General features: G+C 66.9%; 13 protein-coding genes and 1 pseudogene. 7 read left to right on the top strand and 7 right to left on the bottom strand.

Annotation, left to right across the window (positions count from 1 at the left end):
• Positions 1–377 precede the first annotated feature (377 nt).
• The 5 genes from AUL36_RS13560 to hutC are packed head-to-tail and all read left to right on the top strand — an operon-like array spanning position 378 to position 4120.
• A complete protein-coding gene (locus tag AUL36_RS13560) occupies positions 378–1208 on the top strand; it encodes a transporter substrate-binding domain-containing protein (RefSeq protein WP_058633600.1) in 831 nt (276 codons plus the stop codon).
• A gap of 60 nt (positions 1209–1268) precedes the next feature.
• Positions 1269–1910: an amino acid ABC transporter permease gene (locus AUL36_RS13555; RefSeq protein WP_062221618.1), complete on the top strand. Its 642-nt coding sequence runs from the start codon at positions 1269–1271 to the stop codon at positions 1908–1910.
• Positions 1907–2569: an amino acid ABC transporter permease gene (locus AUL36_RS13550; protein WP_062221616.1), complete on the top strand. Its 663-nt coding sequence runs from the start codon at positions 1907–1909 to the stop codon at positions 2567–2569. The genes AUL36_RS13555 and AUL36_RS13550 overlap by 4 nt, the downstream gene beginning before the upstream one ends.
• The gene (locus tag AUL36_RS13545) at positions 2566–3372 is read left to right on the top strand and encodes an amino acid ABC transporter ATP-binding protein (RefSeq protein WP_058633603.1); all 807 of its coding nucleotides are present in this window, start codon (positions 2566–2568) and stop codon (positions 3370–3372) included. Before AUL36_RS13550 ends, AUL36_RS13545 begins: the two co-directional genes overlap by 4 nt.
• A 10-nt stretch (positions 3373–3382) precedes the next feature.
• On the top strand, positions 3383–4120 hold the full coding sequence (gene hutC / locus AUL36_RS13540) for a histidine utilization repressor (RefSeq protein ID WP_244497125.1): 738 nt from the start codon (positions 3383–3385) through the stop codon (positions 4118–4120).
• 4 nt (positions 4121–4124) lie between these two features.
• Here the strand turns inward: hutC and AUL36_RS13535 are convergent, their stop codons facing one another.
• Genes AUL36_RS13535 through AUL36_RS13520 form a run of 4 tightly spaced genes read right to left on the bottom strand, consistent with a single transcriptional unit; the run spans position 4125 to position 8832 of the window.
• Entirely contained in the window at positions 4125–5534 is a 1410-nt protein-coding gene (locus tag AUL36_RS13535) for an FAD-binding oxidoreductase (RefSeq protein ID WP_062221612.1), read from the bottom strand.
• Complete coding sequence (locus tag AUL36_RS13530; protein ID WP_062221610.1) at positions 5531–6643, bottom strand: aminotransferase class I/II-fold pyridoxal phosphate-dependent enzyme; 1113 nt, start codon at positions 6641–6643, stop codon at positions 5531–5533. Before AUL36_RS13530 ends, AUL36_RS13535 begins: the two co-directional genes overlap by 4 nt.
• Positions 6644–6682: 39 nt before the next feature.
• Positions 6683–7783, bottom strand: coding sequence for a 2Fe-2S iron-sulfur cluster-binding protein (locus tag AUL36_RS13525; protein WP_062221608.1), 1101 nt, complete (start codon positions 7781–7783; stop codon positions 6683–6685).
• Positions 7780–8832: an aromatic ring-hydroxylating dioxygenase subunit alpha gene (locus AUL36_RS13520; protein ID WP_062221606.1), complete on the bottom strand. Its 1053-nt coding sequence runs from the start codon at positions 8830–8832 to the stop codon at positions 7780–7782. Before AUL36_RS13520 ends, AUL36_RS13525 begins: the two co-directional genes overlap by 4 nt.
• Before the next feature lie 128 nt (positions 8833–8960).
• Between AUL36_RS13520 and AUL36_RS13515 the strand changes: the two genes are divergently transcribed.
• Positions 8961–9887, top strand: a complete 927-nt coding sequence (locus AUL36_RS13515; RefSeq protein WP_062221604.1) for a LysR family transcriptional regulator — start codon at positions 8961–8963, stop codon at positions 9885–9887.
• A gap of 18 nt (positions 9888–9905) precedes the next feature.
• On the opposite strand, the gene purU is transcribed toward AUL36_RS13515, so the two are convergent.
• The 3 genes and pseudogenes from purU to AUL36_RS13500 form a co-directional block, all read right to left on the bottom strand.
• Positions 9906–10790 (bottom strand): formyltetrahydrofolate deformylase, encoded by an 885-nt coding sequence (gene purU / locus AUL36_RS13510; RefSeq protein WP_062221601.1) that lies wholly within the window; start codon positions 10788–10790, stop codon positions 9906–9908.
• Between the two features lie 52 nt (positions 10791–10842).
• Positions 10843–12176, bottom strand: a pseudogene (locus tag AUL36_RS13505) (L-serine ammonia-lyase).
• Positions 12177–12433: 257 nt separating this feature from the next.
• A complete protein-coding gene (locus AUL36_RS13500; protein ID WP_062221599.1) occupies positions 12434–13309 on the bottom strand; it encodes an undecaprenyl-diphosphate phosphatase in 876 nt (291 codons plus the stop codon).
• Between the two features lie 259 nt (positions 13310–13568).
• Here AUL36_RS13500 and AUL36_RS13495 point away from each other — a divergent pair, with 259 nt between their 5' ends.
• On the top strand, positions 13569–14282 hold the full coding sequence (locus tag AUL36_RS13495; RefSeq protein ID WP_062221597.1) for a MipA/OmpV family protein: 714 nt from the start codon (positions 13569–13571) through the stop codon (positions 14280–14282).
• Positions 14283–14362 lie beyond the last annotated feature (80 nt).

The raw sequence follows: 14362 nt of genomic DNA, 5'->3' as shown, positions 1-14362 counted from the left end.
GGGGCGGCAAGCCCGGCCCGCCGAGCCCCACGCTTGGGCCAATACGCGAAAGGCTACCTTATCGAAATCAACATGTATAGACATATTCATCAGGCTGGACAGGCGAGCGGAATTCGCGGCAAAACTTCGACGACCTCCTTCGCAGCCGCCCAAACGGGCAGGCCTGCTCGAGCGAGCGAAACTGATCGCAGAGCGGGCGCGCAAACCAAATGCGCGGACATCGCCCATCGCGATGGCGTGTTACGGCCTAACTTTTGGGCAATTTCGCAGCTGCACAGAGATTGACACGCCGCGCATGAGTCGGTGTTATGTCTAGGCTTATTCGGGAAGGCGCCGACGGCCCGTCCTGCCCTCTATCTCCACCGCAGGAGACCGGCATGAAAAAACGCATGTTTCTGAAGACGGCGCTCGGCCTCGCCATGGCGCTGTCGATGCCTCTCATGGCCCATGCCGAGGATGCGCTGGCGCGCGTCAAGGCGGCGGGCGTTCTGAAAGTTGGCACGGAAACGGCCTTTGCGCCCTTCGACTTCATCGACGAGGCGGGCGAGCATACGGGCCTCAACGTCGATGCCTTTAACGAGATCGGCAAGGAACTCGGCGTCAAGGTCCAGTGGGTCGAGCTGCCTTGGGACGGCGTGCTGCCCGGCCTCGAAGCCGGCCAGTTCGACGTGGTGGCGGGCCCCGCCACGATCACCAAGGCCCGCATGGAGCGCTATCGCTTCCTGTCGCCGGTCGCCGAGGCGACCGTCGCGTTCCTGAAGGCCAAGGGCGACGACAGCATCCAGAAGCCCGAGGATGTGGCCGGCAAGCTCGTCGGCGCGGGCAAGGCCACCTCGCAGCTGGCGCAGGCCATCGCCTATGGTAAGACCCTGCCCAAGCCGATCGAGACGCGCGAATATGTCGGCTTCAACGAAGCCTATGCCGATCTTGCCGCCGGGCGCATCGCGGCGGTCGCCAATTCCTTCCCCAACATCGCCTATGTCGCGGAAAAGCAGCCCGACATCTTCGCCGTCGTGAACCCGCCCTTCGGCCAAAAGAGCTATTTCGGCTTCATCGGCACCAAGAAGGCCGACGATCAGCCGCTGCTCGACGCCATGCAGGCCGCCATCGTTAAGATGAAGAAGGACGGCCGCCTCGGCGAACTCCAGAAGAAGTGGTTCGGTGTCACCTTCGAGACGCCCGACGTCGCGCCCGAACCCGCCTTCTGATCGAAACTCGGGCCGAGCCGATCCCTCGCTCGGCCCGCCTTCCCTTCGAGGACGTCCCTTATGCCGATGCGGCTTTTCGAGCTGATGCTTTGGGCGGCGGGCAATACGCTGCTTCTCAGCGCCGTCTCGATCGTGATCGGGCTCGCCCTCGGCCTCGTGATCTGCGCCGGCCGCCTGTCCCCGAGCGCGCTTCTGCGCTGGCCGGCGGTCGCCTTCATCTCCTTTTTTCGGGGCGTTCCGCTGCTGGTGCAGCTCCTCCTGATCTATAATCTCCTGCCCGTGCTGGGTGTCATGGTGCCGAGCACCGTCGCGGCCCTGATCGGCCTGTCGCTCTGCACCGCCGCCTATCAGGCGGAAAACCTTCGTGGCGGCTTCGCCTCCGTTCCCAAGGGGCTGCTGGAAGCGGCCGATTTGGTCGGGCTCAACGCTTGGCAGCAGTTCCGGCGCATCCGCGCGCCGATCGCGCTGCGTCTCACCATCCCCGCGCTCGTCAACGAGGCGATCCTGATCCTGAAGGCGTCCTCCCTGATTTCCGTCGTCGGCGTCATCGAGCTGACGCGCATGGCGCAGAATCTGGCGGCGAGCACCTACAAGCCGCTCCTGTTCTACGCGGTCGCGGGCGGGCTCTATCTCGTGATGAACTGGACCTTGGCCGGCGCGGGCTCGCTCGCCGAACGCCTCGTGAAAACAGGCCGGGCATGAATTTCGACGTCGATCTCATTCTCGGCCAGCTTCCGGCCATTCTCTCGGGTCTGCGCGTCACGGTCGCGATCTGGGTCGCCTCGACGCTGGGCGGGTTGATCCTCGGATTTCTGGTCGCCACGCTTCGCCAGTTCGGCCCGCTCTGGCTCGGCTTGATCCTGCGCTTCTTCGTGGAGATTCTGCGCGGCACGCCGTTTCTGGTGCAGATTTTCCTTCTCTATTTCGGCGGCCCGGCCATCGGCCTGCGGCTCGACCCGATCCCCGCCGGGCTAATCGGCCTCACCATCTACGGCGCGGCCTATTTCTCTGAAATCTTCCGCGCCGGCTTCCGCGCCATTCCGCCCGGCCATGTCGAGGCCGCCGAATGCGTCGGCCTCACGCGCGCGCAGATCATCCGGCGCATTCTCCTGCCCGAGATGACCATGCTGGTCCTGCCGCAATGCGTGAACATGACCATTCTCCTCGTCAAGGAGACGGCGGTTCTCTCGATCATCACCGTGCCGGAAATGACCATGGTGATCGGGGCCATCGGCTCGCAGCAATATGCCTTTGTCGAAGCCATGTTCCTGCTCGCCCTGTTCTACTGGCTTCTGGTCGAGGCCTGTGGGTGGCTCGGCCGCTTCAGCGAACGTCGGCTTTCCAAGTTCAGGTTCTCATGAGCACGAGCATCCCCGCCATCGCCGTCCGCAACCTCACCAAGCGCTTCGGCGAAACCGAGGTTCTGAAGGGCATCGACCTCGAAGTGCCGCGCGGCGGCACGACCTGCCTCATCGGCCCCTCGGGCTCGGGCAAATCCACGCTCCTGCGCTGCATGGCGTTTCTGGAGGAGGCCACCAGCGGCACGATCCATATCAACGGCGCGCCGCTCGGCTTCACCGAGGATGCCAGCGGTCGGCGCACGCGCCTGCCGGCCTCCAGCATTCGCGAGGTGCGCGGCCATATCGGCATGGTCTTCCAGCAGTTCAATCTCTGGCCCCACATGACCGCGCTCGGCAATGTCTGCGAGGCGCTCTTGCGCGTGCGCGGTCTGAAGCGGGACGAGGCCGAGGCGCGGGGCATGGAGCAGCTGCGCCATGTGGGCCTCGCCGAGCGCGCCGGGCATTATCCCTCGCAGCTTTCAGGCGGGCAGCAGCAGCGCGTCGCCATCGCCCGCGCGCTGGCGCTCCAGCCGGCCATCATGCTGTTCGACGAGCCGACCTCCTCGCTCGACCCGGAACTGACCGGCGAGGTGCTGAACGTCATGCGCGCGCTGGCCGCCGAAGGCATGACCATGGTGGTCGTCACGCACGAGATCGGCTTTGCCGCGACGGTCGGGCAGAAGATCGCCTTTCTGGACGGCGGCAAGCTTCAACTCGTCGGCCCGCCGGCAGAGGTCTTCGCCCATCCCCGCCACCCGCGACTGACGCAGTTCCTGGAAACCTATCTCGACCGCGGCGCGGCCATGCTGCTCCAAGCCCCTTGAGATCCGCGCCTTGGCGTCTGTGACAGTCGCCCCCCGCCCTTCGCTGCATCAGACGATCCTGGCCGAGCTGCGCGGGCGCATCCTGTCGGGCGAATGGCCGCCCGGCACGCAGCTGCCCTTCGAACAGGCGCTCGCCGCGCAGTTCGGCTGCTCGCGCATGACCGTGAACAAGGTAATGGGCGAACTCGTCTCGGCCGGGCTCATCGAGCGGCGGCGCAAGGCGGGGAGCTTCGTGCGCCGCCCGCAATCCTATTCGGCCGTGATGGAGATCGCCGATATCCGCCGCGAGGTGGAGGGACTGGGCCTCGCCTACGGGTTCGAGATGATGCGTCTCGAGCAGCGCGAGGCGGACGCGCAGGACGCCAAGCGCCTCGGCCTCGGCGAGCCACGTCCTGTCCTGTCGATCCTCTGCCGGCACTTCGCCGCGCGCCAGCCCTTCTGCCTCGAAAACCGGCTGATCGACCTGACCGTCGTGCCGGACGCGGCCGAGACGGCGTTTTCCGCCGCCGAGCCGCCGGGCGCCTGGCTGATGGCGCGCGTGCCCTGGACCAGCGCCGAGCACACGATCCGAGCGGCGGGGGCCGACGCGCTCACATCGGCCGCGCTTCTGATCCCGCCCGGCACGCCCTGTCTCGTCATCGACCGGCGCACCTGGAACTCGGATGCCAGCGTCACCGCCGTCGAGATCACCTATCCCGGCGAGGCGCACGAACTCGTCGCGCGCTTCACGCCCTCGCCGGGCGCATGATCATCTACCGCCGCACGATCACGCCCGGATTCATCAGCCCCTCCGGGTCTAGGCTCGCCTTGATATGGCGGATCAGGGCGAGCTTGCCGGAGTCGCTCGTCGCCTCCATCGGCGCGATGCGCTTGGTGCCGACGCCGTGTTCGGCCGAAAAGGAGCCGCCGCGCCTCTTCACGTCGCGATAGAGAACGTCTTCCACCGCTGCCATGCGCGCGGGCTTCAGCGGGCCGGGGCAGTTGAGGATGACGTGGAGATTGCCGTCGGCGAGATGCCCGAAGATCAGCGGCTCGAAGGCCCCATCCAGCGCCTTCAACTCCGCCTCCACCCGCTCCACATAGCCGGAAATCTCGGACTGCGGCAGCGACACGTCGAAGGAGGGCGCGCCGGGATAGGCGTGATAAACGAGATCGGTGTCTTCGCGCAGGCGCCAGAGATCGCGCTCCTGCCGGCCCGATTGGGCGATCAGGCCGCTCGCCTCCGGAAAGCGCTCCGCCACCCTCTCGAACAGGCTTTCGAAAGCGGCGGGCAGGCTGCCGTCTTCCGCACCACCGATCGACAGGAGAAGATAGACCGGGGCCGAGCGGTCGATGGCGGCGTCGCGCCAGCCGAGCGCTTCGGCCGTCAGATCCAGAAACGGCTTCCACATGGCTTCCGCGCCGCGCAGATCGACGCCGGGCATCCGAAGCGCCAACTGGATCACCTCCAGAACGGCCTCGACCGACGGCAGGCCGAACAATGCCGTGGCGCTCGCCTGCGGCAGCATGTCGAGCTTCAGGACGGCGCGGGTGACGATGCCGAGCGTGCCTTCCGCGCCGATCAGGAGATGTTTCAGATCATAGCCGGCGGCGGTCTTCACGACGCGGGTGAGATCGCTCATCACCGTGCCATCGGGCAGCACGGCTTCGAGGCCGAGAATGCGATGACGCATGACGCCGTTGCGGAAGGCCATGATGCCTCCGGCATTGGTCGAGATCATGCCTCCGACCGTCGCCGTGCCGCGCGAGGGCAAGTCGATGCCGGGCTCCAGCCCATGGCGCGCCGCCGCTTCCTGCACCGATTGCAGCGTCGCGCCGGCCCCGACCGTGACGGTGCGCTCGATCGGGTCGAGCCGTTCCACCGCGCTGAGGCGCTGGGTGGAGAGGATCAGCTGACCCGGCCGCGACACCGAGCCGCCGACGAGACCCGTACGCCCGCCCTGCGGCACGACCGAAACTCCCGCCTCGCGGCACAGGCGCACCAGCGCGGCGACTTCATCCACCGTGCCGGGCAGGGCCAGGATGCCGCCCTTCAGATTGTCGGCGTTCCAGCCGGGATCGACCGCCGCCAGCGCGTCGTCGGTCTTCACGTTGGACGAGCCCAGAAGCGCGCGGAGCTGGTCTTCGAACCCGGCGGGCAGCGGCAGGGCAACGTCGCTCATGTCTGGTCCCTCCAGCGGATCAGGGCGGTCAGAAAGCGTTCGCTGTCGGACGCGGTGCCGATCGTCACGCGCAGGAAGCGCTCGAAGCCCGCCTCGCGCCAAGGCTTGACGATGATGCCCTCCGACAGAAGCGCGGCCGCCGCCTCGGCGCTGTCGCCGCCCGTGTCCACGAAGAGGAAATTCGTGCGCGAGGGCGCGACACGGAAACCGGCCGCTTCCAGGCCCTCAGCCAGCCATGTGCGCCTCACTTCCAGCTTGGCGACGGACGCTCGCATCCAGTCCTGATCGGCCAGTGCGGCAAGGGCCGCGATCTGCGCCGCGCCGTTGACGTTGAAGGGCGTTTTCGCCGCCGCGATGGTGCGGGCAAGGGCGGTGTCACTGGCGAGCGCATAGCCGACGCGCAGGCCCGCCAGCCCATAGGCTTTCGAGAAGGTGCGCAGGATCACGAAGGGCAGGCCGGCTTCGCCGAGGATACGTTGCGCATCGGGAAGCGCGTCGCCGCCATATTCGAAATAGGCCTCGTCCAGGACGAAGAGCGTGCCGAGCCCCTGTGCGGCCTCAGCCAATCGGCGGAGGCCGGCTTCGTCCAGCGCCGGGCCGACCGGGTTCCAGGGCGAGGACAGGAAGAACAGCGCCGGTCCGTTTCGCAGCGCGTCTTCCAGCGCGGCAAGATCGAAGCCGAAATCCTCGCGCATCGCGACCTTGCGCACCCGCGCGCCGGCCGCCAGTGGCTCGATCTCATGCAGGCCGAAGCTCGGGGCGACGGTCAGGACGTCTCGGCCTGGCTCCAGCGCGGCGCGCGAGATGGCTGCGATCAGCTCTTCCGAGCCATTGCCGCAGACGATGCGATCGGGGGCGGCCCCAAGAAACGCGCCGATCGCCTCGCGCAGCGCCGTGCAGGCGGGGTCGGCATAGCGCGAGGGGTCGAAGCCCCGAAGCGCGTCCAGAACGCGCGGCGAGCAGCCGTCCGGGTTCTCGTTGCTGGCAAGGCGCGCGATGTCGTCCCGCCCGCTGGCGCGGCGCGCGACGTCGAGACTAAGGCCGGCATTGTAGGGCGGCAGGGCCGCGACATGCGGATTGAGGCGAAGACGGGCATGTGCGTCGCTCAAGAGTGCGGACTTTCAGTAAGGAGAAGCGGCGGGGTGCCGTCAGATGTCGAGCGTGACGCTGCCGCGCGGCCGCGTGCAGCAGAGCAGCACTTCGCCGGGCGGGGGTTCGTCCAAGGGATCTTCGAAATACTCGACCTCGCCGGACAGAATCCTGGTGCTGCAACTCATGCAGACGCCGGCGCGGCAGCTGAAGGGCGGGGAAAGGCCCGCGCCTTCGGCAAGGTCCAGCAGGGAACCCGCACTCTCGCTCCACGCCGCAGACCTACCCGAGGCCGCAAAGGACACGAGCGGGCCTTCGCCCGATGGGGCAGGGGCCGGCTCGGGAACGGTGGCGGGGGCAACGACGACCTCCGGCGCGCCAAGAAGCGACGCCGGACCGAAGAACTCGTAGGCGATGCGCTCGGGGCGGAGCCCAAGGCTCGTCAGCGCGTCATATTGCGCGCGCATGAAACCAGGCGGGCCGCAGAGATAGGCGTCGTAATCATCGAGCGGCAGCAGCGATTGCAAGACCTCGCGCGTCACCAGACCCGAGGCGACATGCCGACCCCGCGCCGTGTCTGCCGCGTCGGGCGTGCGGTAGACAAAGGCCGTGCGAAGGCCGGGACGGCGCGCCGCCAGCGCTTCGACCTCATCGGCCAGCGCGTGGTGGCGACCATTCTCGGCGGCGTGGATGAAGAAGACGGGCCGGTCCGAGGTCTCGGCCAGGCGATGCAGCATGGCGACCAGCGGGGTCAGCCCGACGCCGCCCGACAGGAGCAGGACGGCGCGTAGGCTCGCCTCGTCCAGCACGAACTCGCCCCGCGGCGCACTCGCCAACACCTCGTCGCCCGGCTGGAGGCGATGGTGGAAATGGCCGGAGCCGAGCCCCGCGCCATGCTCGCTGCCCGCATAGGGCTCGCGCTTGACGGAGACGCGATAGGTCCGCCCGTCCGACGGGCCGGAGATCGAATAGTTGCGCAGGGCCCAGCCGCCCGGCGCGCTCGCGTCGGGCACCCGGAAAGCGAGGAACTGGCCGGGGCGGTAGGGCGCCCAGCCGCCGGGATCGACCGGCTCGAACCGGAACGAGGCGATGGCCTCGCTTTCCGGTTTGATGTCGATGAGGCGAAGGCGCCGGAAACCCGAAGGCGCGGCCTCGCTCATTCGGCCGCGACCTGCGTTGCGGGCGCAAGGGTCGCGCGCTCGGCCTCGATCATCTGTTGCAGGCGGCGGCGGAAGCGCAGCGGGCCGACGTCGATCTTGAGATCGAGATTGGGCGTCTGCTTGTTGGCCATGCCCTGGTGCACGGCTTCCAGCACCAGTTTATCCTCCTCGAAGGCCCCGCGCACGGACTTGGCGAAACGAGCCGAGACCTCGGCATCATCAGGCGCGAAATTGCGCATCTGGAACCAGTAATATTTGGTGTGGTTGTCATCCACCGGCGTCATGAAATTGTAGCTGTCCATGAGGAACACGTCCTCATGCAGAGGCTCGCCCTCACGATAGCTGTTGGCCGGCACGAAGATGGCCTTGATGATCGCGTTCGAGGGATAGCGCACCTCGTAATGCTGCTTGCGATCGCAGTTGCCCGAGAATTTCAGGAAGGGCGCGTAGAAGGGCGCGGGCTCGGAATCGATCATCCAGCGCCAGACCGTCACGCCATCGGGCGCGACCGTGGTTTCCAGCGGCGTTTCCTCGCAGGCGGAACTGGCGAAGGAACTCTGATGCACCCAAGCGACATGCGAAGGGTCGAGCAGATTGTCGGTCATGTAGAGATAGTTGCAGTCCAGAACCATGGACTCGCCGCGATTGATGCCCCAGGCGGGATCGCCCCAATGCTCGACCTGGAAGATCGCGGCCGGATCGGCCTTCTCGGCCTCGCCCATCCAGATCCAGAGAAGCCCGTAGCGCTCATGGATCGGATAGGAGCGAACGCGCGCCACATGCGGAATGCGCTCGGCGCCGGGAACGCGGGTGCAGGTGCCCGTGCCGTCGAAGGTCAGGCCATGGTAGCCGCACTCGACATCGTCGCCCTTGACCCGGCCCATGGAGAGCGGAAGCTTGCGATGCGGGCAGGCATCCTCCAGCGCGGCGACCGCGCCGTCGCGGCGGCGATAGAGGACGATGTTCTCGCCGAGGAGGCGGACCGGCAGGAGGCCGTCGCTCACTTCATGATCCCAGGCGGCGACATACCAGGCGTTTTTCAGAAACATCGATCCCATCCTCGACCTGCCGTGTGCGACCATTGTCGAAACTTTCGGCAGGATGGGCAACGGGCTTAAAACTGTGCTATGTTTTAGTTATTCTAAATCCAATCTGAGCCCGGCTGTCCAGATCCGACATGGCGCCCATCCCCCACCTGAAAGCGCTCCAAGCCTTCGCCGCCTTCGGCACGCATGGCAGTGTCAGCGAGGCGGCGCGCGAGCTCGGCGTGTCGCCCGGCGCGGTGACGCAGCAATTGCAGAAGCTGGAGGAGCATCTCGGCCTCGCGCTGATCGACCGGCATGGGCGGCGCATGGAGCTGACGCGCTGGGGCAAGCTCTATCATGCCGAGATCCAGGCGGGCTTTTCCCAGCTCTCCGGCGCGGCCGAGATCGTGCGCCGCGCCCATGCCGACACGGCGCTGAGCCTGAGTGCTCTCACCTCGGTTCTCGGCAAGTGGATCGGGCGCGAAATCTTCGACTGGCGGGCGCTCTGTCCGGGCGCGGCGGTGCAACTCGTCGGCACCGAGCAGGAGCCCGACTTCGAGCGGGACGGGATCGACTTTCGCATCTTCTACGGGCCGCAGCCGCGCTACCATCATGCGATCGAACTCTTCACCGACTGGGCCGTGCCGGCCTGCGCGCCTCGGCTGATCGAGGGGCAGGATCTGGCCACCGGCGCGGACATTCTGCGCTTTCCGCTGCTTCACATCGTCTGGTCGGGCGCGGCCTCGCGCGCGCCCAGCTGGGAGGATTGGGCGGCCAGCATCGACGCGCCGGCCAGCGCCTTCCCGCGCGATCTCTCCTATATGCTGTCCTCCAGCGCCATCGACGCGGCCGTCGCGGGTCGAGGCTTCGTGCTGGCGCAGATGTCGATGATCGCGGACGAGCTGGAAACGGGCCGGCTTGTCATTCCCTTCGACCACCGCCTGCGTCTCGCCGCGCCCTATTATCTCGGCTGGAACCCGGCCTCGCTGGAGAAGCCCTTCGCGCGGGATTTCCATCGCTGGCTCGTCGCCAAGGGGCGGCGACAGGCGATGCTATCCGCGCCCGGTAGTGCAGGCTGAAGAGAGGCCGGCTGACTCTCAGCCCATCCGCTCCGAGGCGTGATCGCCGGGCGAGGCCGGGAAGACCACCGTGCGGTTGCCATTGGGGAAGACGCGGTGGTGGATATGGGCGTGGATCGCGCGCGCCAGAACCTGCGCCTCGATGTCCCGCCCGATCGTCACATAATCGGAGGCCGACTGCGCGTGCGTGACGCGCGCCACGTCCTGCTCGATGATCGGCCCTTCATCGAGATCGGCGGTCACGTAATGCGCCGTCGCGCCGATCAGCTTCACGCCGCGCTCATAGGCCTGTTTGTAGGGGTTGGCGCCCTTGAAGCTCGGCAGGAACGAGTGGTGAATGTTGATGATGCGCCCCGACATGCTTTGGCACATCGCGTCCGACAACACCTGCATATAGCGCGCGAGCACGATCAGTTCGGTGCCCGCCTCATCCGCGATTTGGAGAATGCGCGCCTCGGCCTCGGGTTTATTGGCCTTGGTCACCGGCACATGGTGGAACGGAATGTCGTGGTTCACCACGAGCTTCTGATAGTCGAGATGGTTGGAGATGACACCGACGATGTCGATCGGCAGCGCGCCGATGCGCCAGCGGTAGAGAATGTCGTTGAGGCAATGGCCGAAGCGCGACACCATGAGCAGCACCTTCATGCGCCGCGCCCTGTCATGAAAGGCATAGCGCATCTCGAAGCGATCAGCGAGATCGCTGAAACCGTCTTCGATCGCCTCCAAGCCGGCCCCGTCCTCGGAATCGAACCCGACGCGCATGAAGAAGCGTCCGGCCTCGCGATCCACGAATTGCGCGGAGTCCAGAATATTGCAGCCGCGCCCGGCCAGATGCGCCGAGACGGAGGCGACGATGCCGCGCGTCGAAGCGCAGGAGGCGGTCAGCACATACTGGCTCATTGCGACGCTCGATTCTGGATACACTGGAGGAAGAGGCCGGCAGGGCCGGCTCTCAACATTCGGGCAGGTTGACCGCGAGCCCGCCGAGGCTCGTTTCCTTGTAGCGATGGTCCATATCCAGCCCGGTCTGGCGCATGGTCTCGATACAGGCGTCGAGCGGCACGAAATGCAGCCCTTCGCCCTTCATCGCGAGCGAGGCAGCCGTCACCGCCTTCACCGCGCCAAAGGCGTTGCGCTCGATACAGGGCACCTGCACCAGCCCGCGCACGGGGTCGCAGGTCATGCCGAGATGATGCTCCAGCGCAATCTCGGCGGCATTTTGACCTGGAGCGGATTGGCCCCCATCAGCGCCGCAAGGCCCGCCGCCGCCATGGCCGAGGCCGAGCCGACCTCGCCCTGGCAGCCGACCTCCGCACCCGAGATCGAGGCGTTGCGCTTGATGATGCCGCCGATCGCCGCCGAGGTGAGGAGGAAGGTCCGCAGATCGGCCTTGGTCGCGTCCGTGTGGAAATGCCGGACATATTGCAGAACCGCCGGCACGACGCCCGCCGCGCCATTGGTCGGCGCGGTGACCACGCGCCCGCCGCAGGCATTCTCCTCGTTGACGGCCATGGCGTAGACCGAGAGCCAGTCATTGGCGAGAAGCGGCTGGAAGACGTTGCGCGCGGCGTCCGCCTGGAGCTTGTCGTGGATCGCCTTAGCGCGGCGGCGGATCTTCAGCCCGCCGGGCATGATGCCCTCCTGCCGGATGCCGCGCCGGATACAGTCGGCCATGGTCTCGGCGATGGCGTCGAGCCTTGCGTCGAGATCCTGCGCGCTCGTCAGCGTCAGCTCGTTCTCGCGCTGCATCTCGGCGATCGACAAGCCGGAGCGCGCGGCCATGGCCAGCATCTCGCTGGCGGAGGTGAAGGGATAGGGCACGCTGGAGGGCGCCTCGCCGGCTGGCGAAACCGCATCCTTGCGGCTCAGCTCGTCCTCGTCCACCACGAAGCCGCCGCCGATCGAATAGTAGACACGGCGCAGCAGCATCGCGCCGTTGCGATCCAACGCCTCGAAGGCGAGCCCGTTGGCATGGCCCGGCAACGCCCGCGCGCGATCGAAGACGAGATCGCGCGCGGGGTCGAAAGCGTAAGCCGGGTGGCCGCCCGGCTGCACTTCGCCTTTCGCCGTGACGCTGGAAACGATCCCTTCCACATCGTCCGGGTCGATCGTGGCGGGCGTGTAACCGGCGAGCCCCAGCACCACGGCGCGGTCGGTCGCGTGGCCGACGCCGGTAAAGGCGAGCGAGCCGTGCAGGATGGCGCGCAGGCGGTGGACGATCGCCCCTTGCGGGCGCGGCCATTGGCCTGCCTTGAGTTCGGCGAGGAAGCGCGCGGCCGCCGTCATCGGCCCCATCGTGTGGGAGCTGGAGGGGCCAATGCCGATCTTGTAGAGATCGAAAACACTCAAGAACATGTCGGTTCACCCGTGCCAGATGGCGCGGCCCATCAAGGCCGCCGCGTCGTGAAGGACATCGGGGGGAGGCGGAAATCGGGCATGGCGCTCTCCAAACACATGGGAGAAGCCTAGCCGCGTCGCCATCCGGCAGACAGGACATTCACGTCATGCGACGCCGAGGATTGCGCCATCGCAAGCGCTCGGCATCATCCCTGAAAGAGGCCCGTCCAGACGCCGGCGAGCAGGATGAGGCCCATGGCCAAGCGGTAATAGACGAAGGGCCAGGCCGAGAAGCGCTCCATGATGCGCATCAGGCTCCAGATCGCCACGAAGGCGGACAGCGAGGCGGTGACGAGGCCGACGCCCAGAACCGCCCATCCCTGCGCGTCGAGCCCGGCATGGTGAAGCTCGACGAGTTCCTTCAGGCCCGCGCCGAGAATGGCCGGCAGGCCGAGCAGAAAGGAAAAGCGCGCCGCATCGTCCCGCTTCAGGCCGAGAAACAGCGCCATGGTCAGCGTCGAGCCCGAGCGGGACACGCCGGGGATCAACGCGCCGGCCTGCGCGATGCCGACCAGAAGCGCGTCCTTGAAGCCGATCGTCTCGAAGCCGCGCCGATGGCGGCTCGTCCATTCCGTCAGCGCCAGAAGCAGCGCCATGACGATAGAGGCAAGGCCGATCACCCAGAGTTCGCGCAGCGGCGAGCCGCAGGCGTTCAGAACGTTCTTGAGAAGAAGGCCGCCGACCACGATGGGCAGCGTGCCGACCACGATGCCGACGCCGAGTTTCAGTTCCGGCGCGTCGAAGCGGCGCGCGCCGAGCGCCTTCACCGAACCGCCGACAAGACCGGTGATGTCGCGCCAGAAATAGCTGACCACGGCAAAAAGCGCGGCCATCTGCATGGCGGCGGAAAAGGCCGAGCCGGGGTCGGGCCAGCCGAGAACGGCGGGCACGATCCGCATATGCGCCGTGGAGGAGATCGGCAGAAGCTCGGTGATGCCCTGAAACACGCCGAGAATGGCGACCTTTCCCATGCCGAGGGCGGTGAAGCCCGTGTCCACGCCATTGGTGCAAACCGCCGCCATCATGCTCTCCGTGGAAATGGATCGGGCTCGACCAAGCGGGGCCGCGCCCTTGGACGAGAGCCCCCCGATCACACCGCTGTGAAGGGCATGTCCCCCAAAGCCGGCTCTTTTGCAATGCAGCACGAGCGGATGAATCCTTACAGTTTCGTAGGATTCGGATGCGCCGGCGAAAAGCGCCCGCTCATTCAACACAATGAAAGGGCAGAGCTTCACCATTGCGCCGCCGTCTCTTACGATAAGAGGCGCGAAAGGAAGTCTGATGCGTCGAATCGGATCGACAGTTCTGGTATCGGCCGCGCTTCTGGTGACGGCGCCCGCCTTCGCGGCCCAAGGCGACGATGCGCCCCGCGAGGCGATGGTCGCGCCTGGCTGGATCGCGACGCTCGGCTTCAGCGCGGAGGTGGCGACGGGCGGCGCGAAGTCGCTACTCCCCACGACCTTCGATCTGCGCCGCGCGGACGAACCGGACAATTTCAGCACGCCCGACGACGCGATGGGTTTCGCGCTGATCGACCGAGACGGTTTTTCCGCCGGTCCGGCCATCGACCTGCGCCTGGCCTCCCATAGCGTGGCCGTGGACGCCGGGGCGTTCGCCGAGTGGTGGCCGGACGAGCGCCTGCGCGTTCGCGCCGAGGCGCTGGACAATGTGGGAGCCGGCGAAGGCGCGCATGTCACGCTCGGGAGCGATCTCGTGGTGGCCGGCCCGGCAGCCTCGACCTTCTCGGCCGGGCCGCGCCTGACGCTTGGGGACGGAGACTATTTTCGCACAGCGGCCGACGAAGGGCACGGCGTCCACGCCACGACGCGCTTCTACGCGGGCGCGACCACGGCCTTGAAAGTGCCGGTGTCGCCAAGTGTTTCGACCACGATCTACGACGAGTTCCTAACGCCGCTGGCCGGCAATGGCCGGCGCGACGGTCAAGCCGAGAACACGGTCGGCCTCGAACTGGATTTCTCGTTCAAGGTGCCCTGAGGTGTCTTAGAGCTGGAGACGAAACCTCCGGGCGGAGGATGGTCGAGAGATTTTCGTCCGTGGGGGAGGAGCCAAGCGCA

It is taken from the genome of Aureimonas sp. D3 (assembly GCF_001463805.1).
GTDB classification, from domain to species: Bacteria; Pseudomonadota; Alphaproteobacteria; order Rhizobiales; family Rhizobiaceae; genus Aureimonas; species Aureimonas ureilytica_A.
The sequence above is the reverse complement of the archived record's forward strand: the minus strand, read 5'-3'. Positions and strand labels throughout refer to the sequence as shown.

Excerpts from the sequence above, each read along its gene's own strand:
- AUL36_RS13500 (WP_062221599.1), bottom strand. The coding sequence starts at position 13,309 with ATGGCGGCGGTTTGCACCAATGGCGTGGACACGGGCTTCACCGCCCTC.
- AUL36_RS13545 (WP_058633603.1), top strand. The coding sequence starts at position 2,566 with ATGAGCACGAGCATCCCCGCCATCGCCGTCCGCAACCTCACCAAGCGC.
- purU (WP_062221601.1), bottom strand. The coding sequence starts at position 10,790 with ATGAGCCAGTATGTGCTGACCGCCTCCTGCGCTTCGACGCGCGGCATC.
- AUL36_RS13560 (WP_058633600.1), top strand. The coding sequence starts at position 378 with ATGAAAAAACGCATGTTTCTGAAGACGGCGCTCGGCCTCGCCATGGCG.
- AUL36_RS13515 (WP_062221604.1), top strand. The coding sequence starts at position 8,961 with ATGGCGCCCATCCCCCACCTGAAAGCGCTCCAAGCCTTCGCCGCCTTC.
- AUL36_RS13495 (WP_062221597.1), top strand. The coding sequence starts at position 13,569 with ATGCGTCGAATCGGATCGACAGTTCTGGTATCGGCCGCGCTTCTGGTG.
- AUL36_RS13555 (WP_062221618.1), top strand. The coding sequence starts at position 1,269 with ATGCCGATGCGGCTTTTCGAGCTGATGCTTTGGGCGGCGGGCAATACG.
- AUL36_RS13525 (WP_062221608.1), bottom strand. The coding sequence starts at position 7,783 with ATGAGCGAGGCCGCGCCTTCGGGTTTCCGGCGCCTTCGCCTCATCGAC.
- AUL36_RS13535 (WP_062221612.1), bottom strand. The coding sequence starts at position 5,534 with ATGAGCGACGTTGCCCTGCCGCTGCCCGCCGGGTTCGAAGACCAGCTC.
- AUL36_RS13550 (WP_062221616.1), top strand. The coding sequence starts at position 1,907 with ATGAATTTCGACGTCGATCTCATTCTCGGCCAGCTTCCGGCCATTCTC.
- AUL36_RS13520 (WP_062221606.1), bottom strand. The coding sequence starts at position 8,832 with ATGTTTCTGAAAAACGCCTGGTATGTCGCCGCCTGGGATCATGAAGTG.